This is a genomic window from Variovorax sp. 22077 (assembly GCF_052044195.1).
GTDB lineage: Bacteria > Pseudomonadota > Gammaproteobacteria > Burkholderiales > Burkholderiaceae_C > Variovorax > Variovorax atrisoli.
In genome coordinates this window covers 406211-430692 of sequence record NZ_JBQEQC010000001.1, presented here as the reverse complement: position 1 = coordinate 430692, position 24482 = coordinate 406211, and the positions used below count along the sequence as shown (strand labels likewise).

Below are 24482 nucleotides of genomic sequence, written 5' to 3'. Positions count from 1 at the left end.
CTCGCGCGGGCCGGTGGCAGGAGCGGACGCGGCCGCTCTCAGGCGGCACTGCGCCGGTAGAAGGCCAGCGAGCCGGCCAGCGCCAGCAGCATGCCGCCGCAGGCGCGGTCGATCCAGCGGGTGGCCGACACGGTCAGCAGCCGGATCGCCCGGGCGCCGACGAAGGCGTAGGCCAGCATCACCGTCATGTCCAGCGCCGCGAAGATCAGGGCGATGACGATGTACTGCGGCGCCTGGGCCCCCGAAGGGTCGATGAACTGCGGCAGGAGCGCCGAGCAGAAGATGTAGCCCTTGGGGTTGGTCACCGCCACCAGGAATGACTTGAGGAAGATCCGCCGGCTCTCGCCCGCCGCGGCCGAGGGTGCCGCATCGGCCGCCGGCAGGTGGAGGCCGCCCCTGGAGCGCAGCATGCGCAGGCCCAGCCAGGCCAGATAGATCGCGCCTACCCATTTCAGCATCGAGAACCAGAATTCCGACGCAGCCAGCAGGGCGCCCAGTCCGAGCGCCACGGCGCCGACCAGCACGAAATCGGACAGCACCGCCCCGAGCATTCCCGGCAGCGCTCGCCGCACGCCGTGGCGCGAGCCGTTGCTGAGCGCCAGCAGCACCGTCGGCCCGGGCGTGGCGATGGCGGCGAAGGCCACGATGGCGAAGAGCAGGGCGGTGGCGAGCGTCATCGTGGATTTCTCCTTGGTATCCGCGCGGGGTGCGGCTAGATCTTCTTGACCAGCACCAGGCTCTTGCGGTCCCAGTTGTACTTGCGCTTGCGGGCCTCGGGCAGCCAGTCGGGGTTGACCTGCTGGAAGCCGCGCTTGAGGAACCAGTGCATGGTGCGGGTGGTGAGCACGAAGATGCTCTCCAGCCCCATGGCCTTGGCGCGGTGCTCGATGTGCTTGAGGATACGCTCGCCGTCGCCCTGCGACTGCGATTGCGGCGACACCGTGAGCGCGGCCATCTCGGCGGTGCGCGCCTCGGGGTAGGGGTAGAGCGCCGCGCAGCCGAAGATCACGCCGTCGTGCTCGACCACCGTGTACTGGTGGATGTCGCGCTCGATCTCGGTGCGGTCGCGCTTGACCAGCGTGCCGTCGCGCTCGAAGGGTTCGATCAGCTGCAGGATGCCGCCGATGTCGTCCACCGAGGCCTCGCGCAGGCTCTCGAGCTTCTCGTCGATCACCATCGTGCCGACGCCGTCGTGCACGTACACCTCCAGCAGCAGCGAGCCGTCGAGGGCGAAGGGCAGGATGTGGTTGCGCTCCACGCCCGCCTTGCAGGCCTTCACGCAGTGCTGCAGGTAGAAGGCGGTGTCGGTGGGCTTCTGCGGCGGGGGCAGCGAGGCCAGCAGCTTCTCGGCGGCATCCAGCGGCAGCTCGGTGTCGATGGGGTTGTCCTCGCTCTCGGGCAGCTCGCTGTCGATGCGGATGCCGGGAATCTCGGTCAGGAAGATCAGCTTGTCGGCCTGCAGCGAGATGGCCACGCTGGTGGCGACCTCTTCCATCGTCAGGTTGAAGGCCTCGCCCGTGGGCGAGAAGCCGAAGGGCGACATCAGCACCATGGCGCCGAAATCCAGCGTGCGGCGGATGCCGGCCGCGTCCACCTTGCGCACCAGGCCCGAATGCTTGAAGTCCACCCCGTCGACCACGCCCACCGGCCGCGCGGTGATGAAGTTGCCCGAGATCACCCGCACGGTCGAGCCGGCCATCGGCGTGTTGGGCAGGCCCTGGCTGAAGGCCGCCTCGATCTCGTAGCGCAGCTGGCCGGCGGCTTCCTGAGCGGAGTCGAGCGCCACTTCGTCGGTGATGCGGATGCCGTGCGAATACTTCGCCTCGTGCCCCTTGGCCGCGAGCTGTTCGTTGACCTGCGGCCTGAAGCCGTGCACCAGCACGATCTTGACGCCCATGCTCTGGATCAGCGCCAGGTCTTGCGCGATGTTCTGCAGCTTGCCGGCAGCGATCGCTTCGCCCGCGAGCCCGACCACGAAAGTCTTACCGCGGTGCGTGTGAATGTAGGGTGCGACCGAGCGGAACCAGGGCACGAAGGTGAAATTGAAGACGGTGGACATGGGGCGTGATTGTGCATTCATGAAAGGCGGTCTGCCTGACTCGATCCGACCCCTGCGGATCGGTCGAGCCAGGCGGGCCGGACGGACGGATCAGGCGATCGCGCGCAGTACGCGGGCCGCGGCGGCGGGCGCCGACGGTGGCGGCGGCCCTTCGTGTCGGGCACGGAAGCCCGCCAGCAGCGCCGCGTAGGCGTCGGTCGCCCCGTGGGCCTCGTCCGAGCCCGGAGCGGGCAGCCCCAGCATCGCAGCCAGTTCGGCCGGCGCGATGGAGCCGTCGCGCAGCAGCGCATCGACCACCGCCATCAGCGCCGGCACGTGCGCCTCCAGCAGCGCCAGCGCGCGCTCGTGCTCCTGCGCCAGCAGGGCCTCGATCTCGGGGTTGGTGGCTTCCACGTCTGTGTTGACGTTGTCGTTCGGGTCGTTGGCGACGTCGGTGCGGCTCAGACGCGTGCCGAAGGCGAAGTGGCGCACGTACTGCGCGGCATAGGCGGTCGCCTGCATGAAGTCCTGCGTGGCGCCCGAGGTGCAGGCCTGTTCGCCGAACACCAGCCGCTCCGCGGCGCGTCCGGCCAGGCCCACGCAGATGCGGTCGCGCAGGTTCTCCTTCGACCAGGCCTTGCGCTGCTCGTAGCTGTTGTAGCCGCCCTCGAACGAGGCCACGTTGATCTTGATCTCCTGTGGCGCGCGGCCGAAGAGCAGGCCGTACGCCACGCCGTGGCCGGCCTCGTGCACCGCGAGCAGGGCGCGGAAGTCCTCGCTCGAACGCTGCTTGAGGCGATTCAGCTCCAGCGCCACCGGAAACTGGCGGCGCGCCTTGCGGTACTTCGCCGCGATGGCCGACACGCCCCCGTCCAGCGAGAGCCACACCGGCTCGCTGCCGTTGGCGCCTTGCTCCAGCGCCCACAGCGCGGCGTTGACCAGCGTGGCGCTCAGGATCGCGTGGATCGACGAGAACAGCGGACGCGTGCCCTGCGCCGGGAACACGGCGTTGGCATAGATCTGCTCGTACACGCTCGCGTCGAGCACGAAGCGCACGCCGGAGCTCTCCTGGATCTCGGCCACGTAGCGGTCGCAGATCGACAGGATCAGGCGCACGTAGGTCGCGCGGTCGAACGAGGGGTAGATCACGTGGTTGTTGCCCAGGCGTGCGATCTGCTCGGGGCGGAAGCGCTCGGCCAGGGCCTTCTTCACGTCGATGACGGAGAGCTTCTTCGTCAGCTCGTGGAAGATGTCGGCGTCGGTGTCGCAGTCCTCGACGCGCTGCGCCGTCTCGGCGTACATCTCGTCGAGGTTGCCCGAGACGAACACCAGCAGCTTGCTGTAGTCGGTCTCCCAGCCCTGCTGCGTGTCGCGGAAGGCGCGCAGGCGCGCGTTCACCTCGGCGGGCTTCCAGGCCATGATCTGAAGCAGCGTCTCCGACAGCTTCAGGCAGCGCTTCACCTCGCGCGCCTCCCAGGGCGACAGGTGCAGCTTGCGCTTCTTGTCGTACTTCTTCTTGTCGGAGCCGTCGCGGTCCTGCGTGTACTCGGCATAGGCCAGCGATGACTCGATCTCGCCGAGCATCGAGAGCGCGGGCGGCAGGCGGCCGTCGGACAGCAGCGCCCACACGTCCTGGTAGCGCTCGACCTTGGCGTCATGGCCGCCGTTGTCGACCGTGCGGAAGCGCTGGAACTCGTCCAGCACCAGGATGCCGGGCGTGCCCTCGGCGATGCCCGACTCGGCCAGCATGGCGGAGATGGAACCGCGGCTGTGATAGCCCGAGCCGTGGCTGAAGCCGTCCATCTGCACTTCGATGAAGCGGTCGTAGAAGCCCAGGTGCTGTGCGAGCCTGCGCACCAGCTGAGTCTTGCCGGTGCCGGTGAGGCCCCAGAGGCAGACGATGACCGGGCGGCTGATGAGCTGCGGCAGCACGTACCAGGCGCGGATCGAGTCGATCACGCGATCGATGATGTCGTCGATGCCGAAGAGCTCGGTCTTCAGCGCTTCGGCGACGGTCTGCAGGTGGCGAGTGCGCTCGGCGAGCTCGGCATGCAGTGGGTTTCGGATGTCTTTGGACATGTTTTTCTTCTTGGGTATCTGACAGGAACGGAGGAATGCAGCCGCCGCTTCGCCACGAAAGGCGGGCAGGGGGCGGCAGGCTCGACGCTGTGGGAGTCGGTCGCGGCGCTTCGGTCTGCGAAGCGCGCCGACGATGTCGAGGGCGCGGGCTTCAGGCCGGGCGGGGCAACTTGACCCTTCCGAGCGCACGGGGCGCGCGGCTTGCGCAGCGACGGCGCAAGGTGGTGAGGGCAAGGCGGTAGGACATGGACGCGATCGTAGTAGCGGTTTGCAATCGAGTAAAGACTATTTACGGATCGTGTCGCGATCTCGCCGCAATCAGGCCGAACGTTGTGGATGCCGTGCAACAACCGTGGTGGGCGCCGATAATCGACGGTTTGCCTGCCTGCCGGCTCCTTCGCTCCTGCGCGCAACCGGCGAGTGCCGCCGACGACTGCTTCCTGCCTTGACGACCACCACACCCCTTCGCATCGAGTTCCCCGAATCGCTTCCTGTATCGAGCAGGCGCGAGGAGATCATGGACGCCATCTCGGCGCACCAGGTCGTGATCGTCTGCGGCGAGACGGGCTCGGGCAAGACCACGCAGCTGCCGAAGATCGCCCTCTCGCTGGGCCGCGGCAAGCTCAACGCCGAGCCCGGCAAGGGCCGGCTCATCGGCCACACGCAGCCGCGCCGCATCGCCGCGAGCTCGGTGGCCAAGCGCATCGCAGAGGAGCTGAAGACGCCACTGGGCGACGTGGTCGGCTTCAAGGTGCGCTTCCAGGACCGCCTCTCGCGCGACGCCTCCGTCAAGCTGATGACAGACGGCATCCTGCTGGCCGAGACGCAGACCGATCCGCTGCTGAAGGCCTACGACACGCTCATCATCGACGAGGCCCACGAGCGCTCGCTGAACATCGACTTCCTGCTGGGCTACCTGCGAGAGATCCTGCCGCGCCGGCCCGACCTGAAGGTGATCGTCACCTCGGCCACCATCGACGCCGACCGCTTCGCGCAGCACTTCGCCTCGGCGAAGGGGCCGGCGCCCACGATCTTCGTCTCGGGCCGCACCTATCCGGTGGAGCAGCGCTACCGGCCCTTCGAGGAATCGCGAGAGCACGACCTGAACGACGCCATCGCAGACGCGGTCGACGAGCTCTGGCGCGACCCGCACAACGCGGGCGACATCCTCGTCTTCCTGCCCGGCGAGCGCGAGATCCGCGAGGCGGCCGACCATCTGCGCCGCCACCTGAGCCACCAGCCGCTGCTGCGCAGCGCCGAGGTGCTGCCGCTCTTCGCGCGGCTCTCTGGCCCCGAGCAGGACCGCATCTTCGACGGCCACACGGGCCGGCGCATCGTGCTGGCCACCAACGTTGCGGAGACCTCGCTCACCGTGCCGGGCATCCGCTACGTGATCGACACCGGTACCGCCCGCGTCAAGCGCTACAGCTTCCGCAGCAAGGTCGAGCAGCTGCTGGTCGAGCCGATCAGCCAGGCGGCCGCCAACCAGCGCGCGGGCCGCTGCGGCCGGGTGGCGAACGGCATCTGCATCCGCCTCTACGACGAGAAGGACTTCGAAAGCCGCCCGCGCTTCACCGATCCCGAGATCCTGCGCTCCTCGCTCGCAGGCGTGATCCTGCGCATGAAGTCGCTGCGCCTGGGCGACGTGGCGCGCTTCCCGTTCCTGGAGGCGCCGTCGCCGCGCGCCATCGCCGACGGCTACCAGCTGCTCAACGAACTGGGCGCGGTCGACGACGCCAACGAGCTCACGCCCACCGGCGCCGAGCTGTCGAAGCTGCCGCTCGACCCGCGCGTGGGCCGCATGATCCTGGAGGCCCGTTCGCGGGGGGCACTCGAGGAAGTGCTCGTCATCGCGTCGGCCCTCAGCGTGCAGGACGTGCGCGACCGGCCGATGGACGCACAGCAGCAGGCCGACCAGGCGCATGCGAAGTTCGACGACGAGAAGAGCGAGTTCAGCGGCTACCTCCGGTTGTGGAAGTGGATCGCGGACGCGCGCGGCGGGCATGGAGACACCCACAAGCTGAGCAACCGCCAGTACGAGCAGCTGCTGCGCCAGAACTTCATCAACATCCGCCGCGTGCGCGAGTGGCGCGACATCCATTCGCAGCTGCTCACGGTGGTCACCGAGCACAAGTGGCGCATCAATGCCCAGCCCGCCGGCTACGAGGCGCTGCACATGTCGATGCTGTCGGGCCTGCTGGGCAACATCGGCTGGAAGCTGGAGGACGACGAGGCCTACCTCGGCGCGCGGGGCATCAAGTTCTACAAGCACCCCGGCGCGCACCTGAAGAAGAAGCCCGGGCGCTGGATCGTCGCGGCCGAACTGGTCGAGACCACGCGCCTCTTCGGACGCGGCATCGCCAACATCGAGCCGCAGTGGCTCGAAGAGGTGGCTGGGCACCTGCTGAAGAAGCAGCTGCTCGATCCGCACTGGGAGAAGAAGGGCGCGCAGGTGTCGGCACTGGAGCGCGCAACGCTCTATGGCCTGGTGGTGTACAGCGGCCGGCGCGTGGACTTCACGCGGGTCGACCCCGTTGCCGCGCGCGAGATCTTCATCCGCGAGGCGCTGGTGGGCGGGCAGTGGGAAAGCAGATTCCCGTTCCTGCAGGCCAACCGCAAGCTCGTGCGCGAGGTGGAAGGGCTGGAGCACAAGTCGCGCCGGCAGGACGTGCTGGTCGACGACGAGCTGATCTTCGCCTTCTATGACGCCCAGCTTCCGCCCGATGTCGCCAGCGGCATCACGTTCGAGAACTGGTACCGCCAGGCCTCGAAGGAGCAGCCGCGCCTGCTTTACCTGACGCGCGACGAACTCATGCGCCACCAGGCGGCGGGCATCACGACGCAGTCCTTCCCGCCGACGCTGCGGCTGGGCGGCGTCGACTGCGCCGCGAGCTACCTGCATGAACCCGGCGATGCGAAGGACGGCCTCACCGTCAGCGTGCCGCTCTTCGTGCTCAACCAGGTCAGCGAAGAGCGCTGCGAATGGCTGGTGACGGGCATGCTCAAGGACAAGATCCAGGCCCTGCTCAAGAGCCTGCCGCAGCGTCCGCGTTCGCGGCTGGTGCCGCTGCCCGAGTCGGCCTCGAAGCTGGCGGAAGAACTGTCGGCCCCCGAGGTATTCGGCGCCGGCTCGCTGACCGACGTGCTGCTCAAGCGCGTGCGCGAGATGACCAGCATCGATGTCAAGCGCGCCGACTTCAAGCTCGACATGCTGCCTGCGCACCTGTTCATGAACCTGCGCGTGGTCGACGAGCACGGCCGGCAGCTGGGCATGGGGCGCAACCTCGGCGCGCTGAAGGCCGAACTGGGTGCGCAGGCGCGAGGAGCCTTCCAGGCGTTGGCAGGCCTGAACATCAAGGCGGCACCGGAGAAGAAGGCTGCCGCGACGGCGCCGGACCCGCGTTCGAAGCCCGCCGCCAAGGCCGCGGACGCGCCTGCCGCGCTGCCGGCCGGACAGCGCTACACCGCCTGGACCTTCGGCGAACTTCCCGAACTGATGGAAGTGCGCCGCGGTTCGCAGTCGCTGATCGGCTTTCCGGCACTGCGCGACGAAGGCGACGCCGTGACCATCGAGGTGTTCGACGAGCCCGCCGTGGCGGCAGCCAAGCACCGCGCCGGCCTGCGCCGCTTGTTCGCGCTGCAGCTCAAGGACGCGCTCAAGTACCTCGAGAAGAACATCCCCGACCTGCAGAAGATGTCGGTCGCATACATGCCACTGGGCACGTCGGAGGAACTGCGCACGCAGATCATCGACGTGGCGATCGACCGTGCGTTCCTGCAGGACCCGCTGCCCACCGACGAACAGGCGTTCAAGCGCCGGCTGGAGGAAGGGCGCGGCCGCCTCACGCTGATCGCCAACGAGGTGGCGCGGCTGGCCGGCGCGGTCCTCGTCGAGTACGCCGCGGCCGCGCGCAAGATCAAGGACACCAAGATCCAGCCCGAAGCCGTGCAGGATGCCGCCCAGCAGCTGCAGCGCCTGGTCGGCAAGCGCTTCATCGCCGACGCGCCGTGGACGCAGCTGCAGCACTTCGCGCGCTATCTCAAGGCCATCGTGCTGAGGCTCGACAAGCTGCGTGCCGACCCCGCGCGCGACGCGAGCAAGCTCGCCGAGCTGAAGCCCCAGGACCAGCGCTACTGGCGCCTCGTGGCGGAGCGCAAGGGCGTGGTGGACGAGCGCATGCTCGAATTCCGGTGGCTTTTGGAGGAACTGCGCGTGAGCTTCTTCGCGCAGGAGCTGCGCACGCCGCAGCCCGTGAGCGTGAAGAGGCTGGACAAGGCCTGGGCCCAGCTGCAGGCCTGAGACCACTGAGACCACTGAGACGACTGGGACGACTGGGACGACTGGGACGACTGGGACGAGAAAAAGCCCGCTTGCGCGGGCTTTTTCTTGGCTTCCTATGGCCGGGACGCGATGGCTGAGAGGCCTATATGCGTCCCATCAGCACCAGGATCACCACGATCACCACCACCAGGCCGAGGCCGCCGCTGGGTCCGTAGCCCCAGGAGCGGCTGTAGCCCCAGCTCGGCAGTGCGCCGATCAGCAGCAGGATGAGGATGATCAGCAGAATGAACGAGAGCGACATAAGGGTCTCCAGGGCGTTGTTGCAATGAGCTGTCATGCTCGCCCTGCCATGTCGCGCGTGTCGCCGGAAGGCAGCGCCTCCGGTGGTCAGGCGGCGTCCTACCGTGGGCGTCGGCGCCTTGCCGGCGCGGTTGCAGGCACGAACAGCAGCACCGCCGTCACCAGCAGGAAAACCAGGCCCAGCCCGCCCGTGATGAGCGCACCACCCCACAGCGAGAAGAAGCCGTCGAGCATGGCGTCCTGCGGGTCGTTCGGGTCGAAGAACACATCGACCTTCTCGCCGACCTTGTAGGCCGGCGGGCTGCTGCTGCTCGACGGCGCGAACTCGATGATCTCGCCCGAGGGCGCCCTGAAGCGCACCAGCGGTTTCCAGGTGCCTCCCGATTCGTGGCGCTCGGAGCTCTCGACGTAGAGCAGCCGCATCACCTCGCCCTGCGTGCGGCTGGCCGAGGCGATGAAGGACGCCGTGTTGTGGTGCAGCAGCCACGCGACCGCGCACAGCACCAAGGCGACCGCACCGAAAACGAGCCTCAGGATGGCAACGGGGTTGTTCTTCATGTGGGCAGGGACCTTCCGAGCAGGGCTGCGCTCGCAATGGCGCAGAGGCCCGACAGCACGGTGCAGGCGACGAGGAAGGCGGCGGCCGCCAGCGTCGCCACGAGCGCCTTGGCGAAGGAACGGGTGCGGAAGAAATAGATCGGCACGCCGAGAATGGGGAAGAGGCCCGCCAGCAAGGCCGAGCGCCCTGGCGGTGCGCCGCCGCGCTCCAGCCCCTCGGCGCGGCACCACGTGTAGCTGAGCGCCCCGATGAGCAGGGCGTGGGCAACGTCGATGGCCGAGTAGGACTTGCCGGCCACTTGCGGCACGACGGGCGAAAGCACGCCCGCCGCGACGAACGAGAGCGCAAGCGCCAGAAGCACCCGGCGCGGCCTGTTCATCGCGATGGGCATCGGGCGGTGGCTGCGGTCATCGAGCCGCAGCCGTCAGAGGCGTGCGAGGCGGTCCAGCGCCGCGAGCAGTGTCTCGTCCTTCTTGGCGAAGCAGAAGCGCACCACGCGCTGGTCGAAGCCGTTGCCGTAGAAGGCCGACAGCGGGATGGCGGCCACGCCGATCTCGCGCGTGAGCCACAGGCAGAACTCGGCTTCGGACAGGTCGCTCACCGCCGAGATGTCCACGCACTGGAAGTAGCTGCCTTCGCTGCGCAGCAGCCTGAAGCGGGTCTTCTCGGCCAGGCCGGCGGCGAACAGGTCCCGCTTGCGCTGGTAGAAGGCCGGCAGCTCGAGATAGGGCTTCGGCTCGGCCATGTACTGAGCCAGCGCATGCTGCATCGGCGTGTTCACGGTGAACACGTTGAACTGGTGCACCTTGCGGAACTCCGCCATCAGCGGGGCGGGCGCGGCCACGTAGCCGACCTTCCAGCCGGTGACGTGGTAGGTCTTGCCGAAGCTGCTGACGATGAAGCTGCGCGCGGCCAGCCCCGGAAAGCGCGCCACGCTCTCGTGGCGGGCACCGTCGAACACCATGTGCTCGTAGACCTCGTCGCTGATCACGAACACGTCGGTGGGCGCGAGCAGTTCCTCGAGTTGGCGCATCTCGGCCTCGGTCCATACCGTGGCGCTCGGGTTGTGCGGCGTGTTGATGATGATGGCGCGCGTGCGTGGAGTGAGCGCGGCGGCGATCTTGTCGAAATCGGGCCGGAAGGTGCCAGGCACCAGCGGCACGCGCACCACGCTGCCGCCGGCCAGCTCGATGTTGGGCACGTAGCTGTCGTAGCAGGGCTCCAGCACGATCACCTCGTCGCCCGGGCGCACCACGGCGAGGATGGCCGTGATGATCGCCTGCGTGGCGCCGGCGGTGACGGTGATCTCGGCCGCCGCGCTGTAGGTATGGCCGTACTGCGCCGCGATCTTGGCCGAGATGGCATCGCGCAGCGCCGGAATGCCGGGCATCGGCGGGTACTGGTTGTGGCCCGCGGCCATCGCGGCCGTCACGTCTTCCAGCAGCTTCGGATCGCAGTGGAAGTCCGGGAAGCCCTGGCCCAGGTTGACCGCGTTCTTCTCCGCGGCCAGCGCCGACATCACGGTGAAGATGGTGGTGCCGACGGCCGGCAGCTTGGTGACGATGTCGGGCGTGCGTGGTGACGTGCTCATGATGTCGTGGTTTCAGTTGTTCTTGCGCCAGCCTGTCGTCCGTCCTCGCTCCCTTCCAGGGACACCGCGGAACCGGCTTTGCCGGGCCGCTGGTGTCGCCCCCGGAGGGGGTTGGCGAAGCGACACGAAGTGCGCGAAGACTGGGGGAGGTCCTATTACAGCTCGTAGTCTTGTTGGTGGCCGCTGAGAGCCTTCGCGATCAGGTTGCGGTCGAGGCGGTCGGAGAGCAGCTCGGCGAACTTGAACACGAAATTGCGCAGGTAGGCGCTGCGCTTGAACGCGACCCGCGCGATATTCTGGCCGAACACATGGCCCATCGGGCGCACCACGAGGTCGGCGTTCGACTCGTCGCGCACCGCCATCTCGGCCACGATGCCCACGCCCAGCCCGAGGCGCACGTAGGTCTTGATCACGTCGGAGTCGATGGCTTCGAGCGCGATGCGCGGCGTGAGCTTCTTCTGGGCGAAGGCGTGGTCGATGCGCGTGCGGCCGGTGAACGAGGGGTGGTACGTGATGATCGGCTCGCTCGCCAGGTCTTCCAGCGTGATGCGCTCCTTGGAGGCCAGCGGATGGTCCTTGGGCAGCACCAGCACGTGCTGCCATTCGTAGCAGGGCAGGGTCACCAGTTCGGCGTAGCCGTCGAGCGACTCGGTGGCGATGCCGATCTCGGCGATCTCGTCGATCACCATGCGCGCCACCTGGTCGGGCGAGCCCTGGTGGAGGCTCACGTTGACCTTGGGATAGGCCTCGCGCAGGTTGGCCACGGGCACCGGCAGCACGTAGCGCGCCTGGGTGTGGGTGGTGGCGATGGAGAGGGTGCCGCTGTCCTGCGCGCTGAACTGCTCGCCGATGCGCTTGAGGTTGCCCACCTCGCGCATGATCAGCTCGATGCTGGCGATGACGTGCTGGCCCGGCTCGGTGACGCGCTTCAGCCGCTTGCCGTGGCGCGCGAAGATCTCGACGCCCAGTTCCTCCTCGAGCTCGATGATGGCCTTGGATACCCCGGGCTGCGAGGTGTGCAGTGCCTTGGCCGCCTCGGTGAGGTTCAGGTTGCGCCGCACGGCTTCCTGAACAAACTTGAACTGATGCAGATTCATATCAAATTCCGTCTTATTGCGGAATTCATTATGCCTTCGGAATCTATCGAAATTTCCCGATGTTCACGATTTGACCGCAATCCTGGCCAGGAGATCGACCAGTTCGGGCTCTTCGCCCACGATCCGGGCCAGCGAGAAACCTACGGCGGGCCAGCGCTGGCGCAGCGCCTCGACCTGCTGCGGCAGGTCTTCGCGGGCGTGCTTGCCCATGCCGAGGAAGAGCGGAACCACCCGGACGGCGGTTGCGCCACCGCCAATCAGCGTTTCGGCGGCCGTGGGCAGGTCGGGCGTCGCCAGTTCCATGTACGCGCAGGCCACGCGGGCGCCGGGATCGTCGGCGAGCACCTGCCGGGCGACCGCCTCGATGGGCTCGCGCCAGCGCTCGTCGCGCGAGCCGTGCGCCAGCAGGATGATTCCCTGGGTGGCCGTCATCGCCGCAGCACCAGCCAGCTGAAGGCCGTGAGCGACATCACCGAGTAGATCAGCCCCGGCGCTGCCGCCGTGAGCCATGGCGACCAGTTGCTGAGATTGCCCAGGTAGCCGAACACGTTGTTCAGCAGGAAGAAACTGATGCCGATCATCACGCCGCCGAACACGTAGGTCGTGATGCCGGACTGGCGGAAGTGCAGGTAGGCGAAGGGCAGGGCGAGCACCACCATCACGAGGCACGACAGCGGATAGAAGACCTTCCGCCAGAACTCGATCTCGTAGCGCTGCGCCGTCTGGCCGTTGGCGTCGAGGTGGCGGATGTAGTCGAACAGGTCGATCGTGCTCATCCGGTCGGGGCGCAGCAGCGCCACCGACACCATCTCGCCGGTCAGCGAGGTCGGCCAGTTCAGTTGAGGCAGCTTGGTGGTGACGATGTGCGCCTGTTCGGCCGAGCTGCGCGTGTCGTATTTCTGTTCTTCCACGCCGGTGAGCATCCAGTGGCCGTCGTCACCGATGGTGGCCGAGGCCGCGGTGATCTGGGTCTTGATGTAGCCGCTCTCGTCGAACTCGAAGATGCGCGGGCTCTTCAGCGCGCCCTTGCGGTCGATGGCCAGCACGTTCACCGCGTAGGAGACGTTGTCGCGCTTCTCCTTCAGCCACGCGCCCGTGTTGCCGGCCAGCGAATAGGTGCCCTGGTACCTGGCCTTGAGCAGCTGGCCCGTACGCTCGGAAATGGGCGCGATGTAGTCGCCGACGGCGAAGGTCAGCACCACGAAGCCGATGCCCATGATCAGCAGGGTGCGCAGCGCGCGCCAGGGCCCCAGGCCGCTGGTGCGCAGGATGGTGTATTCGGAGCTCTGCGCCAGCCGTGCCATGACGAAGATCGAGCCGATCAGCACGGTGATCGGCAGCAGTTCGTACAGGTGGCTCGGGATCAGCAGGGCCACGTACAGCAACGCTTGCGCGGGCCCGTAGTTCAGGCTGTCGGGCTTGCCGATGGACTGCAGTTCGTCGACGAAGTCGAAGAAGAAGAAGAGGCTCAGGAAGCCGAGCGTCACGAACGCGACGGCCTTCAGCACCTCGACGTAGATCAGGCGTCTTATCGTTTTCACGTGGGTTCGATCCTGGGAGCGGATGGCGGCGCGGCGACGGAGGCGGACGGGCTCTTCCGGATGCGGCGTCCCCAGTTGTTCTGGCGGGCGCCCAGCCATGCCAGGTTGATCAGCAGCACGCCGCCGTGCAGCAGCAGCATGAAGCCGCCCATGCCGAACTTGCCCGAGCTGATCCAGCTCTGGCCGAGGTTGAGCATGTTGTAGTAGACGACGAAGGCGAACAGTGCGAGCAGCAGGTTGCCGCTGCGGCCCACGCGCGGGTTGCCGCTGGACACGTTCAGCGCCAGCAGCACGAAGTTGATGGCGGCCAGCAGCATGCCGATGCGCCAGGCCAGCTCGCCCCGGCTCATGTCGCTCGCGTCGGTCAGCAGCGACAGCGTGGTGCGCGCACGTGCGGGGGTGGCGTCGTCGCCGAAGCCGGAGCTGCCGCCGGCGCGCGTGCCGTAGGTCTTGAATTCGCTGATCTTCAGGCCGGTGTTCGCCATCGGCTGCTCTAGGCGCTGGCCGTTGTTGAGCAGGAGGTAGCGCGAGTCGCCGATGTTCTCGATGCTGCCGCTGCGCGCCGAGGTCGTGATCTGCATGTTGCGCTCGATCGACCAGATGAAGACGTTGGTGGCCTTGGAGTTGTCCGGCGTCTCCTTGTCGATGAAGAACACCCGCACGCGGCCGGCCGATTCTCGGAATTCACCCGGCGCCACGCGCTCGATGTCGCTGCGCTGCTCGTACTGCTTGCGCATGCCGATGGTCTGCGAGTTGGCCCAGGGCCAGCCCACCAGCGCCATCACGGCGATGAGGATCAGCACCGGCCAGGCGAAACGGAACAGCGGCTTGACGAAGTCGGCCATGCCGCGACCGCTGGAGAACCAGATGACCATCTCGCTGTCGCGGTACATGCGCGACAGGGTGCCGACGATGGCGATGAACAGGCTCAGGCTGAGGATGGTCGGCATGTAGCCGAGCACCGTGTAGGCCATCACCAGGAACACCTCCTGCGGGTTCACACTGCCCTTGGACGCCAGCCCGAGGGTGCGGATGAGCATCATGGTCATCACGATGGTGACCAGTACCACGAGGGTCGCTCCGAAGCTGCGCGACAGCTCCTTGCGTAGGGAAGAATGGAATAACATCGTTCGAGGAAAAAAAGGATTATGGACTTTCAACTCAAGACCCTCACCGTCGCCCAGGCTGCAGCCGAGAAATCCGATGTCCTGATCGTGCTCGCCGGCAGCGCCCCCATCGTCTCCAAGGACCCGCTTTCCGTGCTCGCCGCCAGCGCCCGCAAGGCCGGCGACCTGCCCGACAAGGCCGGCAAGCTGCTGGGCCTCTACCGTCCCGAAGGCGTCGTCGCCGGCCGCGTGGTGCTCGCTGCCATCGGCGACGGCAAGCCGGCTTCCGTGCGCAGCGGGGTGGCCGCGGCCGTCAATGCGGCCAAGGCGCAGCCTGCCAGGCGCGTGACCCTGGTGTTCGCCCAGCCGGCCGACGGCCCGGCGGTGGCTGCAGCCGTCATTGCGGCGGCTGAAGCGAGCTATGTCTACACCACCACCAAGCCCAAGGCCGAGCCGCGCAGCATCCGCCAGCTGACTATCGGCGTTGCAGACGCCGGCGCGGTTTCCCAGCCCTTCGACGAAGCTCGCGCCACTGTCCGCGGCATCGAGCTGGCCAAGGAATGGGGCAACCGTCCCGCCAACCACGCCACGCCCACGCTGCTGGGCGAGGCCGCCAAGGAGCTCGGCAAGCTGCCGAACATCAAGTGCGAGGTGCTGGGCCCGAAGGAGGTCGAGAAGCTCGGCATGGGCTCCTTCGCCGCCGTGGCGCAGGGCTCGGCGCAGCCGCTGCGCTTCATCGTGCTGCGCTACCACGGCGCGCCCAAGAGCCAGGCGCCGGTCGTGCTGGTCGGCAAGGGCATCACCTTCGACACCGGCGGCGTCTCGCTCAAGCCGGCCGCCGAGATGGACGAGATGAAGTTCGACATGTGCGGCGCGGCCAGCGTGCTGGGCACATTCCGCGCCCTGGGCGACATCCAGCCTGCCATCAACGTCGTCGGCCTCATCCCCTCTTGCGAGAACATGAACGACGGCCGTGCCGTGAAGCCCGGCGACGTGGTGACCAGCATGAGCGGCCAGACCATCGAGGTGCTCAACACCGACGCCGAGGGCCGGCTCATCCTCTGCGACGCGCTGACCTACGCCAAGCGCTTCGAGCCCGCCGCCGTGATCGACATCGCCACGCTGACGGGTGCCTGCGTGATCGCCCTCGGCGGCGTGCGCAGCGGCCTGTTTTCCAGCGACGACACGCTCGCAGCGGCGCTCGAGGCCGCAGGCGAGGCCTCGCAGGACCGCTGCTGGCGCATGCCGCTGGACGATGACTACGCCGAGGGCCTGAAGAGCAACTTCGCCGACGTGGCCAACATCGCCGGCCGCGCGGGCGGCGCCATCACCGCGGCCAAGTTCCTGCAGCGCTTCGCCAGCGACTTCGCATGGGCGCACCTGGACATCGCCGGCACCGCATGGAAGAGCGGAGCGGCCAAGGGCTCGACCGGCCGGCCGGTGGGCCTGCTGGTGTCCTATCTGATGGGCCGCGTGGGCAGCACCGGTGCTGAGGATGGCACCCAAGGCGCCAAGGCCGGCGCCAAGACCAAGGTCGGCAAGAAGGCCGGCAAGTCCGCCGCGGCTCCCGCAGGAAAGACCCGGACCGAGAAGTGACCGAGATCGGCTTTCACTACAACGCGCGCGACAAGCTGAACTACGCCTGCCGGCTGGTTCGCAAGGCTGTGAACACGCGCGGCCTGCGCGTGGTGGTGGTGGGCGATGCACGCTCGCTCGAAGCGGTGGATGGAGCGCTCTGGCAGCTGTCGCCCGTGGACTTCGTCGCGCACTGCCGCGACGACGCCCCTGCGCACGTGGTCGCGCGCTCATCCGTGGTGCTGTCGTCGCAAGGCGCCGACGCGGCCTCGCTGCCGCACCGCGAGATGCTGGTGAACCTTGGTGTCGAGGTGCCCGCGGGCTTCGAGCGCTATGAACGCATGATCGACATCGTGAGCGACGAGGCGAACGACCGGCAGCTCGGCCGAGCCCGCTGGCGCCACTATGCCGATCGTGGCTACACCATCCTGCCGCACGACTTCGCAAAGAGTTCCTGACATGGCCAGCACGCTGCGCACCCCGCCCCGGTTCGTCCCCACGCTGACCACGGTGCTCGACATGCCCGCGGAGCCTGCGAGCCCCGAGCCGCAGGCCGCGCCGGCATCGCAGCCAGACCCGACGAACTCGATGGCGCTGCCGCCGGCTGCGCAGTTCTCGCAGGCGGAAATCGTCAGCCTCGAAGAGCAATTGCTGCACCGCGTTCTGCAGCGCGTCGACCTGTCGCTGGAGGAGCGTTTGAGCGACACCGTGTCAGCTGCCGTTCAGCATCAACTCGACGCAATGGTGCCGCGTTTGCGCAATGAAATAGAGGCTGTTCTGCGTGCGCTCGTCATCGAGGCGATGGCCGCTGAACTCAGCGAAAACACCGGGTCTACGCCACCTTCCGGACCCTGAATACTGGGCTAAACTGCGCCGCAGGTCGGAAGGGCGTGAGGGTGCCGCTGGTCCGCGGCGCGAAACTTGCGAGGTCTGCGCGCCCGGATCACACGACCGGTTTGTTTATTCTCTTTTCATCCAAGTTCTGGAGGTTCCCATGCAATTGAAATGGACTGCGGTCGCACTGGCTGCAATCACGCTCGTGGCTTGCGGCAAGAAGGAAGAAGCTGCTGCTCCCGCTGCAGCGCCCGCGCCAACGGCCGCGGCCCCGGCGGCTGCACCTGCACCCGCACCTGCCGGAGACACCCTGGTCGTCAAGATCGGCCACGTGGCACCTACCAGCGGCCCCATCGCCCACCTCGGCAAGGACAACGAGTTCGGCGCGAAGATGGCCATCGAAGACCTGAATGCAAAGGGCATCAAGATCGGCGACAAGGTCGCCAAGTTCGAACTGGTTCCCGAAGACGACGCTGGAGACCCGAAGCAGGGCACCGCAGTCGCCCAGAAGCTGGTGGACGAAAAGGTCAACGGCGTGGTCGGCCACCTGAACTCGGGCACCACCATTCCCGCCTCCAAGCTGTACAGCGACGCCGGCATTCCGCAGATCTCGCCTTCGGCCACCAACCCGAAGTACACCCGCCAGGGCTTCAAGACGACCTTCCGCGTCGTGGCTGACGACACGCAGCTCGGCGGCACGCTGGGCAAGTACGCCGTCGAAACGCTCAAGGGCAAGAACATCGCCGTGATCGACGACCGCACGGCCTACGGCCAGGGCGTCGCCGAAGAGTTCGAGAAGGCGGCCAAGGCTGCTGGCGCCACCATCGTGGGCCACGAATTCACCACCGACAAGTCGACCGACTTCAACGCCATCCTGACCAAGCTGAAGGCTGCCAAGCCCGACGTGCTGTTCTTCGGCGGCATGGACGCCGTTGGCGGCCCGATGCTCAAGCAGGTCAAGCAGCTGGGCCTGAACGTCAAGTTCATGGGCGGCGACGGCCTGTGCACCGGCGAACTGCCGAAGCTGGCTGGCGATGCCATCGGCGAAGACATGGTGGTGTGCGCGGAAGCCGGCGGCGTGGACGGCGACTTCAAGCAGCCGCTGGAAGACTTCAAGGCCAAGTTCAAGACCAAGAACGGCGTCGAAGTGCAGATCTATGCACCCTACGTGTACGACGCGGTCAACGTGCTGGCCGAAGCCATGGTGAAGGCCGGTTCGTCCGACCCTGCCAAGTACCTGCCCGAAGTCGGCAAGGTGCAATACAAGGGCGTGACCGGCCCGATCGCCTTCGACGAGAAGGGCGACATCAAGAACGGCGCCCTGACGCTGTACACCTACAAGGGTGGCGCGCGTACCCAGATCGCCGTGGTGCGCTGAGCTGCTTCAGCCAGGAACGAAAAAAGGGCCTTCGGGCCCTTTTTTCATGCCCGCCGTATTTGCGTGCGGGGGCGGGGAGAGCGTCAGAGCGGCGCGAGGCCGGACGGGCGGTTGGCGTTGCAGTACTCGATGAAGGCGTCGAGGTCGCGCGACTTGTCGAACACCGCATCCGCCCCGAGGGCCGTGCAACGCGCCCGGATGTCCGCCGTCACGTAGTTGCTGAGCACCACCACCCGCTGGCCGGGACGGCGTTCCTTGCAGCCGCCGAGAACGCCGAGACCGGAGCCTTCCTTGAGGAAGAGGTCGACGATCAGAAGCTGCCATTCATCGGGATGGGCGGCGAGCCAGGCGAGGGCGTCGCTTTCGGTCTCGGCGAAGCCTACCACACGGCCATTGACCAAATCCTCGAGTGCCGGGACCAGGTTGTCCCTGATGGTCTTGTTGTCCTCGACGAGGAACGTGATGAGGGCCATGCCGTGGTTTCGCCTTGAGAACCAATAGCGTAGCGTGCCCGGCGCCGACTCCGCGTAGGAGAAGGGATACGGACGAGGTCCGCAGCTCCGGTCAGTCGGCGCCCTCGGCGCGGATCTTGGCCTTGAGCTTCTCGGCCAGTGCCTGGCTCTCGTCGCGTTCGGCCGTCACTTCGAGCCGCTTCTCGATCTCTTCGCTCAGGGCGGCGTTCACCTCGGCAAGCTTCTCTGCGGATTTGGCCAGCTTTTCCTCGAGCTGGCTGGTGTGCTCGATCGCCTGCGCCACCTCGCCGACCTGTACCTCCTCGGGCAGTTCCTGTTCGAGCACCGTGTTGACCACGGCGAGGTTGTCCGATGCCCGTTGCACGTCGGCAGCCACCTGCTCGCTTTTTTCGAGGGTGCGATCCAGCGTCGTCGTGCCGCGCGACGGGTTTTTCTGTTTTCCGGCCATCGAGATTCCTTTGGGCTTTGGAGGAAGTAGAACCTTTGGATCGTAGCGCCAGACGCGAGCGCCTGCGAGGCCATCGGGGGTTGTTGGAAAGCAACGCATCGGCTTCCCGATCCTGGATGACGAGAGGGTGCAATGGAAAAGCCCTGCTGCCAAACAGAAAAGCCCAGGTGCTTTTGGCAACCTGGGCTTCTTGTTTCTCTGGCGGAGCAGGCGGGATTCGAACCCGCGGAGGGCTATTAACCCTCACACGCTTTCCAGGCGTGCGACTTAAACCGCTCATCCACCGCTCCGAAGCCCTCGATTGTAGCAGTCAGATCAGCCCTGATTCGACGGACCTTGCGACGACGGCTTGCCGGCCTGCACCATCCGCATCGCGGAGGCGATGAGCGAGGCGGTTTCGGTCATGTTGCTGGGCACGATCAGCGTGGTCTTGGAGTCGGCAGCGACCTTGCCGTAGGCGTCGACCGCGCGCTCGGCCACCTTGAGCTGCACGGCCTGCTCGCCGCCGGGCTGGCGGATGGCCGCTGCCACGCGCTCGATGGCATCCGCCGTCGCCGTGGCCACCGCGGTGATGGCCGCCGCCTCGCCCTGGGCGTTGTTGATCTGCGCCTGCTTCTCGCCTTCGGAGCGGGCGATGAAGGCCTCGCGCTCGCCGGTGGCGATGTTGATCTGCTCCTGGCGGCGGCCTTCGGATGCTGCGATCAGCGCGCGCTTCTCGCGCTCGGCGGTGATCTGGCGCTGCATCGCCTGCAGGATCTCCTTGGGTGGCGTCAGGTCCTTGATCTCGTAGCGCAGCACCTTCACGCCCCAGTTCAGCGCCGCCTCGTCGATCGCCGCCACCACCTGGGCGTTGATGACGTCGCGCTCCTCGAAGGTCTTGTCGAGTTCCAGCTTGCCGATCACGCTGCGCAGGGAGGTCTGGGCGAGCTGGGTCACGGCCACGATGTAGTTCGACGAGCCATAGCTGGCGCGCATCGGATCGGTCACCTGGAAGTACAGGATGCCGTCGACCTGCAGCTGCGTGTTGTCGCGGGTGATGCAGATCTGGCTCGGCACGTCGAGCGGGATTTCCTTCAGGCTGTGCTTGTAGGCCACCCGGTCGATGAACGGGATCAGGAAGTTGGGGCCGGGCGTCATCGTGCCGTGGTACTTGCCCAGCCGCTCGCGGATCCAGGCGTTCTGCTGGGGCACGAACTTGACCGACTGGCTGATGAAGATGATCGCGATGACCAGGATGATGAGAGGTACCGAGAATTCCATGGTGCGCTTCCTTTTCTGAGTTCTGTCTACGACGGACTGACTGACTAAACCTTGTCGACCACCAGCCGGCTGCCGACCACCTCGACCACGCGGTGTTCGCCGGTGGAGGGTGTGCGGCCGGCACGCTGGATCACCGTCCACTGCGCGCCGCGATAGCGCACGGTCGCCGTGCCGTCCGGGTTCCAGGCGTCGACCTGCACGGTCTCGCCGATGTCGAGGTTCACGTCGCGGTTGGCTTCGGTGGGAGGGGCGGGAGGGCGCTTGCGCTGGATCGCGTACCAGACCAGCACGGCCCCCACGCCGATGACGGCCGCCACGATCAGTTGCGTGACGGTGCCGAAGCCCAGGTGCGCCGAGATGGCTGCGGCAGCAAAGCCGGCCGCCAGCAGCAGGAGATAGACGGTGCCCGAGAGCAGCTCGACCACGATGGCCGCCCCCGCGATCAGCCACCAGACAGTGGAATTTGCCATGCCGACTCCTCTTGTTGCTTGTTCGATCCGCGTGATTCTGCGGCATCCGCTCCAAGCGCTTTCCCCGCGTAGGGATACTGCGGTGCGAAGGGCAGGGCCGGCCTTGTCCGACACCACCCGATGGCTTGCGCGAAGCTGACCGGAGCCGTCATCCGAATTCCGTACACTTCGCGCCTCGCCACATTGCCCTGTGTGTCCCTCTCAGCCAGACCGTCCGGAGCCCTGCTCATGAAATTTCGCTTTCCCATCGTCATCATCGACGAGGACTTCCGCTCCGAAAACACTTCGGGCCTCGGCATCCGCGCGCTCGCGCAGGCCATCGAGACGGAGGGCTTCGAGGTGCTGGGCGTCACCAGCTACGGCGACCTGAGCCAGTTCGCCCAGCAGCAAAGCCGCGCCAGCGCCTTCATCCTGTCGATCGACGACGAGGAGTTCACCATCGGCCCCGACCTCGACCCGGCCGTGCTGAACCTGCGCACCTTCATCGGCGAAGTGCGGCGCAAGAACGCCGACGTGCCGATCTACATCTACGGCGAGACCAAGACCTCGCGCCACCTGCCCAACGACATCCTGCGCGAGCTGCACGGCTTCATCCACATGTTCGAGGACACCCCCGAATTCGTGGCGCGCCACATCATCCGCGAGGCCAAGAGCTACCTCGAGAGCGTGCAGCCGCCTTTCTTCAAGGCGCTGATCGACTACGCGGAAGACGGCTCCTACTCCTGGCACTGTCCCGGCCATTCGGGCGGCGTGGCGTTCCTGAAGAGCCCAGTGGGCCAGATGTTCCACCAGTTCTTCGGCGAGAACATGCTGCGCGCCGACGTCTGCAACGCGGTGGAAGAGCTGGGCCAGCTGCTCGACCACACCGGCCCGGTCGCGGCCAGCGAGCGCAATGCGGCGCGCATCTTCAACGCCGACCACTGCTTCTTCGTGACCAACGGCACCAGCACCAGCAACAAGATGGTGTGGCACCACACGGTGGCGCCGGGCGACGTGGTGGTGGTCGACCGCAACTGCCACAAGTCCATCCTGCACGCGATCATCATGACCGGCGCGATTCCGGTGTTCATGAAGCCCACGCGCAACCACTTCGGCATCATCGGCCCCATTCCCAAGAGCGAGTTCGAGCAGAGCGCCATCAAGGCCAAGATCAAGGCCAACCCCCTCCTGGCCGACGTGGACGCCGACAAGGTCAAGCCGCGTGTGATGACGCTCACGCAGTCGACCTACGACGGCGTGATCTACAACACCGAGACCATCAAGAACATGCTCGACGGCTACGTCGACACGCTGCACTTCGACGAGGCATGGCTGCCGCACGCGGCCTTCCACCCGTTCTACGGTGCCTACCACGCGATGGGCAAGCGCCGGGTCCGGCCGAAGGAATCGCTGGTGTTCGCCACGCAGTCCACCCACAAGCTGCTGGCCGGCATCAGTCAGGCCAGCCACGTGCTGGTGCAGGACTCGCAGAACCGCCAGCTCGACCGCGACCTCTTCAACGAGGCCTACCTGATGCACTCGTCGACCAGCCCGCAGTACGCGATCATCGCGAGCTGCGACGTGGCCGCCGCCATGATGGAGCCGCCCGGCGGCACCGCGCTGGTGGAGGAGAGCATCCTCGAGGCGCTGGACTTCCGCCGCGCCATGCGCAAGGTCGAGGAGGAGTTCGGCAAGGACGAGTGGTGGTTCAAGGTCTGGGGTCCCGAGAAGCTCGTCGAAGAGGGCATCGGCCGCGCCGAGGACTGGATCATGCACGGCGAGAAGAACGGCCAGCCGAAGACCGGCAAGGGCAAGAACTCGCAGCGCAACTGGCACGGCTTCGGCGAGCTGGCCGACGGCTTCAACATGCTCGACCCGATCAAGTCGACCATCGTCACTCCCGGCCTGGACCTCGAAGGCAACTTCGCCGAGACCGGCATCCCGGCCAGCGTGGTGACCAAGTTCCTCGCCGAGCACGGCGTGATCGTGGAGAAGACCGGCCTCTACAGCTTCTTCATCATGTTCACCATCGGCATCACCAAGGGCCGCTGGAACACGCTGCTGACGGCGCTGCAGCAGTTCAAGGACGACTACGCGCGCAACCAGCCGATGTGGCGCATCATGCCGGAGTTCTGCCAGCAGCACCCCGGCTACGAGCGCCTGGGCCTGCGCGACCTGTGCCAGCACATCCACCAGCTGTACGCGCGCTACGACGTGGCCCGCCTCACGACCGAGATGTACCTGAGCGATCTCACGCCGGCCATGAAACCCAGCGACGCCTTCGCTCACATCGCGCACCGCAAGACCGAGCGGGTGGAAATCGACGAACTCGAAGGCCGCATCACCACCAGCCTGATCACGCCGTACCCGCCGGGCATTCCGCTGCTGATCCCGGGCGAAGTGTTCAACAAGAAGATCGTCGACTACCTCAAGTTCTCGCGCGAGTTCAACACGCAGTGCCCGGGTTTCGAGACAGACATCCACGGCCTGGTGGCGCGCGTCGACGAGACGGGCAAGAAGCGCTACTACGCCGACTGCGTCAAGGAATCGAAGTAAGGGGCAAGGAAGTCCGAGGGTCTGATCGATCGGCCGGTCAGCCCTCGCGCACCCGCATGAAGCGCGCGAACCGGGGCAGGCCCTTGGCCGTGGTCCCGTTGTAGCGGTAGGTCACCCAGCTGCCGACGGGCGGCGGGTTCTCGCGCTGCGCGTCGGTGAAGCCTCCGCCCAGCCTGAAGCGCTTGCCCTCGGGCGTCTCGACCACCAGGGCGCCGAGCCTGGTGCTGTGCCTGCCCTTGCCCAGGACATGCTCAACCACCCGGGCTTCGGCATCTTCGTAGGGCTTGACCTTCAGCAGATCGTTGCTGCGCTCGCCGCGGTAGCCGGAGGCGCCGCGGTGCAGCATCAGGCCTTCGCCGCCCATCTTCACCGTCTTGTCGAGCAGCGCCTGCAGGGCTTCGTGCGTGGTGGCGCGCTCCTGCGGCACGGGCACGACCCAGGGGGCGTCTGTGATCGGCAGCAGCTTGCGCAGGGCCGCGAGCCGCGTTGTGAAGTCGCCGGGCTGTGCGGGCAGGTCGAAGACCATGTAGCGCATCTCGTGCCACGCGATGTCGTTGGGCGTCTGGTTGCGAGCGGTCGATACGGCGTGCTCGAACCGGCCCCGGCCGGCCCAGAGCTCGCCGTCCAGTGGCTGCTTCGGCAGTGGGGCAGTGAACCATGTCGGGGCGACGATGCGCTCGCCGCCGCGCGTCCAGAGCTGCTTGCCGTCCCAGAAGGCGCGCACGCCGTCGTACTTCTCGCTGACCCAGTAGTCCGCCAGCGACATGCCGGGCCGATAGGTTTCGGCAAGGATCAACGATGGTGCAGGCTCGCGCGCGAGCGCCACGGCCGGCGAAGCGGCCAGCCCTAAGGCGGCGAGCAGCAGGAGTCGGCGGTTCAGCACGTTGCTATGGAATGAATAGCGAAAAAGCGAGGG

22 protein-coding genes and 1 tRNA gene are annotated in these 24482 nt (G+C 66.9%); 6 read left to right on the top strand and 17 right to left on the bottom strand.

What is annotated here, in order from left to right:
* Window positions 1–38 precede the first annotated feature (38 nt).
* The 3 genes from ACTJLF_RS01895 to ACTJLF_RS01885 all read right to left on the bottom strand — a co-directional run bounded on the left by ACTJLF_RS01895 (window position 39) and on the right by ACTJLF_RS01885 (window position 4117).
* Complete coding sequence (locus ACTJLF_RS01895) at window positions 39–677, bottom strand: LysE family translocator (protein ID WP_132799002.1); 639 nt, start codon at window positions 675–677, stop codon at window positions 39–41.
* Window positions 678–712: 35 nt separating this feature from the next.
* Entirely contained in the window at window positions 713–2059 is a 1347-nt protein-coding gene (gene argA / locus ACTJLF_RS01890; RefSeq protein WP_019652838.1) for an amino-acid N-acetyltransferase, read from the bottom strand.
* A 90-nt stretch (window positions 2060–2149) separates the two neighbouring features.
* Window positions 2150–4117 (bottom strand): AAA family ATPase, encoded by a 1968-nt coding sequence (locus ACTJLF_RS01885; RefSeq protein ID WP_440882387.1) that lies wholly within the window; start codon window positions 4115–4117, stop codon window positions 2150–2152.
* Window positions 4118–4634: 517 nt separating this feature from the next.
* Here ACTJLF_RS01885 and hrpA point away from each other — a divergent pair.
* Window positions 4635–8417 carry an ATP-dependent RNA helicase HrpA gene (gene hrpA / locus ACTJLF_RS01880; protein WP_440882427.1) on the top strand — a complete coding sequence of 1261 codons (3783 nt, stop codon included), beginning with the start codon at window positions 4635–4637 and terminating at the stop codon, window positions 8415–8417.
* A gap of 124 nt (window positions 8418–8541) precedes the next feature.
* On the opposite strand, the gene ACTJLF_RS01875 is transcribed toward hrpA, so the two are convergent.
* From ACTJLF_RS01875 to lptF, 8 genes are all read right to left on the bottom strand, one after another.
* Window positions 8542–8700 carry a DUF3309 family protein gene (locus tag ACTJLF_RS01875; RefSeq protein ID WP_019652835.1) on the bottom strand — a complete coding sequence of 53 codons (159 nt, stop codon included), beginning with the start codon at window positions 8698–8700 and terminating at the stop codon, window positions 8542–8544.
* A 98-nt stretch (window positions 8701–8798) separates the two neighbouring features.
* Complete coding sequence (locus tag ACTJLF_RS01870) at window positions 8799–9257, bottom strand: DUF3592 domain-containing protein (protein ID WP_440882386.1); 459 nt, start codon at window positions 9255–9257, stop codon at window positions 8799–8801.
* Window positions 9254–9649: a hypothetical protein gene (locus ACTJLF_RS01865; protein WP_019652833.1), complete on the bottom strand. Its 396-nt coding sequence runs from the start codon at window positions 9647–9649 to the stop codon at window positions 9254–9256. Before ACTJLF_RS01865 ends, ACTJLF_RS01870 begins: the two co-directional genes overlap by 4 nt.
* A 33-nt stretch (window positions 9650–9682) precedes the next feature.
* Window positions 9683–10849: a pyridoxal phosphate-dependent aminotransferase gene (locus ACTJLF_RS01860; protein WP_132750915.1), complete on the bottom strand. Its 1167-nt coding sequence runs from the start codon at window positions 10847–10849 to the stop codon at window positions 9683–9685.
* A gap of 155 nt (window positions 10850–11004) precedes the next feature.
* Window positions 11005–11946, bottom strand: coding sequence for a CysB family HTH-type transcriptional regulator (locus ACTJLF_RS01855; RefSeq protein WP_019652831.1), 942 nt, complete (start codon window positions 11944–11946; stop codon window positions 11005–11007).
* A gap of 63 nt (window positions 11947–12009) precedes the next feature.
* The gene (locus ACTJLF_RS01850; RefSeq protein ID WP_132750917.1) at window positions 12010–12378 is read right to left on the bottom strand and encodes a sirohydrochlorin chelatase; all 369 of its coding nucleotides are present in this window, start codon (window positions 12376–12378) and stop codon (window positions 12010–12012) included.
* The gene (gene lptG / locus ACTJLF_RS01845; protein ID WP_019652829.1) at window positions 12375–13487 is read right to left on the bottom strand and encodes an LPS export ABC transporter permease LptG; all 1113 of its coding nucleotides are present in this window, start codon (window positions 13485–13487) and stop codon (window positions 12375–12377) included. Before lptG ends, ACTJLF_RS01850 begins: the two co-directional genes overlap by 4 nt.
* Window positions 13484–14614: an LPS export ABC transporter permease LptF gene (gene lptF / locus ACTJLF_RS01840; RefSeq protein WP_019652828.1), complete on the bottom strand. Its 1131-nt coding sequence runs from the start codon at window positions 14612–14614 to the stop codon at window positions 13484–13486. Before lptF ends, lptG begins: the two co-directional genes overlap by 4 nt.
* A 21-nt stretch (window positions 14615–14635) precedes the next feature.
* Between lptF and ACTJLF_RS01835 the strand changes: the two genes are divergently transcribed.
* The 4 genes from ACTJLF_RS01835 (at window position 14636) to ACTJLF_RS01820 (ending at window position 18380) form a co-directional block, all read left to right on the top strand.
* A complete protein-coding gene (locus tag ACTJLF_RS01835) occupies window positions 14636–16189 on the top strand; it encodes a leucyl aminopeptidase (RefSeq protein WP_132798988.1) in 1554 nt (517 codons plus the stop codon).
* Window positions 16186–16626, top strand: coding sequence for a DNA polymerase III subunit chi (locus tag ACTJLF_RS01830; protein ID WP_440882385.1), 441 nt, complete (start codon window positions 16186–16188; stop codon window positions 16624–16626). Before ACTJLF_RS01835 ends, ACTJLF_RS01830 begins: the two co-directional genes overlap by 4 nt.
* Window position 16627: 1 nt before the next feature.
* Entirely contained in the window at window positions 16628–17023 is a 396-nt protein-coding gene (locus ACTJLF_RS01825) for a hypothetical protein (RefSeq protein ID WP_019652825.1), read from the top strand.
* A 139-nt stretch (window positions 17024–17162) separates the two neighbouring features.
* Complete coding sequence (locus ACTJLF_RS01820) at window positions 17163–18380, top strand: branched-chain amino acid ABC transporter substrate-binding protein (RefSeq protein ID WP_019652824.1); 1218 nt, start codon at window positions 17163–17165, stop codon at window positions 18378–18380.
* A gap of 83 nt (window positions 18381–18463) precedes the next feature.
* Here the strand turns inward: ACTJLF_RS01820 and ACTJLF_RS01815 are convergent, their stop codons facing one another.
* From ACTJLF_RS01815 to ACTJLF_RS01795, 5 genes are all read right to left on the bottom strand, one after another.
* Window positions 18464–18853 carry a response regulator gene (locus ACTJLF_RS01815; RefSeq protein ID WP_019652823.1) on the bottom strand — a complete coding sequence of 130 codons (390 nt, stop codon included), beginning with the start codon at window positions 18851–18853 and terminating at the stop codon, window positions 18464–18466.
* A 91-nt stretch (window positions 18854–18944) separates the two neighbouring features.
* Window positions 18945–19301, bottom strand: coding sequence for a hypothetical protein (locus tag ACTJLF_RS01810; protein WP_019652822.1), 357 nt, complete (start codon window positions 19299–19301; stop codon window positions 18945–18947).
* Between the two features lie 199 nt (window positions 19302–19500).
* Window positions 19501–19591, bottom strand: a tRNA-Ser gene (locus tag ACTJLF_RS01805).
* 25 nt (window positions 19592–19616) lie between these two features.
* The gene (locus ACTJLF_RS01800) at window positions 19617–20561 is read right to left on the bottom strand and encodes an SPFH domain-containing protein (RefSeq protein WP_132750919.1); all 945 of its coding nucleotides are present in this window, start codon (window positions 20559–20561) and stop codon (window positions 19617–19619) included.
* Window positions 20562–20605: 44 nt separating this feature from the next.
* Window positions 20606–21031, bottom strand: a complete 426-nt coding sequence (locus tag ACTJLF_RS01795) for an NfeD family protein (protein ID WP_019652820.1) — start codon at window positions 21029–21031, stop codon at window positions 20606–20608.
* A gap of 228 nt (window positions 21032–21259) precedes the next feature.
* On the opposite strand from ACTJLF_RS01795, the gene ACTJLF_RS01790 reads away from it, so the two are divergent.
* A complete protein-coding gene (locus tag ACTJLF_RS01790; protein ID WP_019652819.1) occupies window positions 21260–23566 on the top strand; it encodes an arginine/lysine/ornithine decarboxylase in 2307 nt (768 codons plus the stop codon).
* 37 nt (window positions 23567–23603) lie between these two features.
* Here ACTJLF_RS01790 and ACTJLF_RS01785 read toward each other — a convergent pair whose 3' ends face one another.
* Window positions 23604–24449, bottom strand: a complete 846-nt coding sequence (locus ACTJLF_RS01785) for a DNA ligase (RefSeq protein WP_440882384.1) — start codon at window positions 24447–24449, stop codon at window positions 23604–23606.
* Between the last annotated feature and the right edge of the window lie 33 nt (window positions 24450–24482).